The 2,352-nt window shown below is 70.3% G+C and carries 3 protein-coding genes; all 3 read right to left on the bottom strand.

Annotated elements, in window-relative coordinates:
* Positions 1-18: 18 nt before the first annotated feature.
* Entirely contained in the window at positions 19-1,401 is a 1,383-nt protein-coding gene (locus tag I73_RS25625; protein WP_022979247.1) for a thymidine phosphorylase family protein, read from the bottom strand.
* A gap of 35 nt (positions 1,402-1,436) precedes the next feature.
* Entirely contained in the window at positions 1,437-1,790 is a 354-nt protein-coding gene (locus I73_RS02900) for a hypothetical protein (protein WP_022979246.1), read from the bottom strand.
* Positions 1,791-1,879: 89 nt separating this feature from the next.
* Positions 1,880-2,352 (bottom strand): head GIN domain-containing protein (locus I73_RS02895; RefSeq protein ID WP_022979245.1); only part of this gene is annotated, 473 nt, incomplete at its 5' end.

The following is a 2,352-nucleotide window of genomic DNA, read 5'->3' as shown; positions in this document are numbered from 1 at the left end:
CCACCTTGCACAGCAGGTTCACGCGGGCACCGGGCACCGGGGGGGGCCGGCCAGGCGGGCCACCTGGGCCAGTGCCAGGTTGTCGATGGCCCGGACCACGCCAGCCTGCGGGGCGCAGACCTCGTGGGTCAGTTCGCCCAGCGGCAGCGGGGTGGCGCGGCGCCCCTGGGCGTCGATCAGCGCCTCCATCTGCGCCAGCGCGCGGCCCGATTCGAGGATGTCGCGGGCAATGCGCCAGCCGTCACCGCCGCGCACATCGGGGTCGAACTCAATGACGCGGCCGGCCAGGCGCAGTGATTTCTCTCGCAGGTCCATGGGGGCTTCGGGGTCGTTGCGCAGCACCTGCATCACGTCGCGCGCCTCCAGCACCGGGCCGATGCCGCGGCCGATGGGCTGGCTGCCGTCGGTGATCATCACGTCCAGGTGCAGGTTGAGCGCACCGGCCACGTATTCGAAGAGCTTGCGCAGGCGCTGGGCGGCGTCGATGGAACGCACCTTGGCGGTGGGCCCCACCGGGATGTCCAGCACCAGGTGGGTGGAGCCGGCGGCGATCTTCTTGCTGAGGATGGAGGCCACCATCTGTCCGGGCGAATCGATGGCCAGCGGGCGCTCCACCGAGATCAGGATGTCGTCGGCCGGGGACAGGCCGGCCGTGCCGCCCCAGGCCAGGCAGCCGTTGGTGTCCCGCACGATGTGGCGCAGGCGCTCGAAGGGCAGTTCCACCTCGGCCAGCACTTCCATGGTGTCGGCCGTGCCGGCCGGCGAGGTGATGGCGCGCGAGCTGGTCTTGGGGCACAGCATGCCGTGGGCGGTGACGATGGGCACCACCAGCATCGAGGTGCGGTTGCCCGGGATGCCGCCGATGCAGTGCTTGTCGACCACCGGGCCGCCGCGCACCGCGTGCTGCCAGTCCAGGCGGCGCCCGGCGTCGATCATGGCCTCGGTGAGGTAGAGGACTTCGTCGCGCTCCAGGTCGTAGCCGTTGGTGGCCACCACGAAGGCCGCCAGCTCGATCTTGGAGTAGCGGGCCTGGGCCACGTCGCGGATGATGGCGTGCAGGTCCTTGCGGTCCAGCCGTTCACCGGCGATCTTGCGCCGCAGCGCGGGCAGGGAGGGCGGCGGCTCGGCCGGCAGCACATGGGCCGGGTGGCCGGCCTCGACGTTCAGCCGAGCGAAGGCCTCCTCGGACAGGCCCAGCTCATCGGGCTGGACGATGCAGTCGTCGTCCACCACATTGAGCACGGCATTGATGGCCGCGCCATTGGCCTTGACCAGCACCTTGGACAGGGCCTGGAACCCGGCCGCGCGCACCACGGCGCAGTTGCGGTGCAGGTAGGCCACGTTCTCGCGCCAGGTGTCGATGCCGACACGGCGCACACGGAGGTCTTGGGGTTTGCTCATGCACGCGCAGCGGCCGCCTCGGGACGGCCCCGAGGTCAGATGTGAAAGCCGTTCTCGTTGGGATCGTACTTGAACGTGCTCGGGTCGCCGAACTGCACATGGGCCACATGGGCCTCCCGCAGGCTGTCATCGAGGGCCTGGACGGCCGGCTGCGGGGCGTGAGGGGAGGGCAGCAGCACCGCGTGGATCTGCGCCACCTGCCAATGGCGCGATGCCTCGGCGCCGGCATGGTCGCAGGCCAGGGCCTGACCGTTCATCTGGCAGTGCCCCGCATCGTCCACCTGGAACGCCACCCGGACATGGGGCGTGGGGGCGGTGCAGGCACTCAGTGCAGACAGGGCCAGTGGCAGCAGCAGCCAGCGGAGCGGGAAGACAGAGGGGCGGTTCATGGCCTTGCTCGGGGCCGGTGAGGGCCCTGCCAATCAAAAATCGGATTGTGGATCAGCACTGGCCCATGGTGCTTGCGACTAGATCAAGGTCAATGCAAAGGGCGGACTTCGCCGGAGCCCGCGAGGTGGCGCTGCAGCCGGGGCGAGCCGGCATAACGGACGTCGCCCGAGCCCGCGATGTTCACGTCGAGCAGTTCGCTGGCCTGCACTTCCGCGTCGCCGCTGCCGGCGATGCTGACCTTGGTGCTGCGGGTCAGCAGCTCGGCGGCATGGATGTCCCCCGAGCCGGCGATCGACAGGCTGGCGGTGTCGGCGCGCCCTTGCAGCTTCACGTCGCCCGAGCCGGCCAGTGACGCCGAAAGCGCCGTCAACTGGGCGCCACCCAAGCGCACATCACCGGAGCCGCTGAGCGAGAGCTCGAAGGCGCCGCTCGCGCCCTCGATGTTCAGATCGCCGCTGCCGCGCAGGGCTGCCGCCGACAGGCTGGGCACGCCCACCGTCACCAGGATCTTGCTGCGGCTGTGCACGTTCTGCTCGCGTTCGGTCCCCACGACCAGGGTGT

The organism is Ideonella sp. B508-1, from assembly GCF_000333615.1.
Classification (GTDB): Bacteria; Pseudomonadota; Gammaproteobacteria; order Burkholderiales; family Burkholderiaceae_C; genus Ideonella.
The sequence above is the reverse complement of the archived record's forward strand: the minus strand, read 5'-3'. Positions and strand labels throughout refer to the sequence as shown.

Excerpts from the sequence above, each read along its gene's own strand:
- I73_RS02900 (WP_022979246.1), bottom strand. The coding sequence starts at position 1,790 with ATGAACCGCCCCTCTGTCTTCCCGCTCCGCTGGCTGCTGCTGCCACTG.
- I73_RS25625 (WP_022979247.1), bottom strand. The coding sequence starts at position 1,401 with ATGAGCAAACCCCAAGACCTCCGTGTGCGCCGTGTCGGCATCGACACC.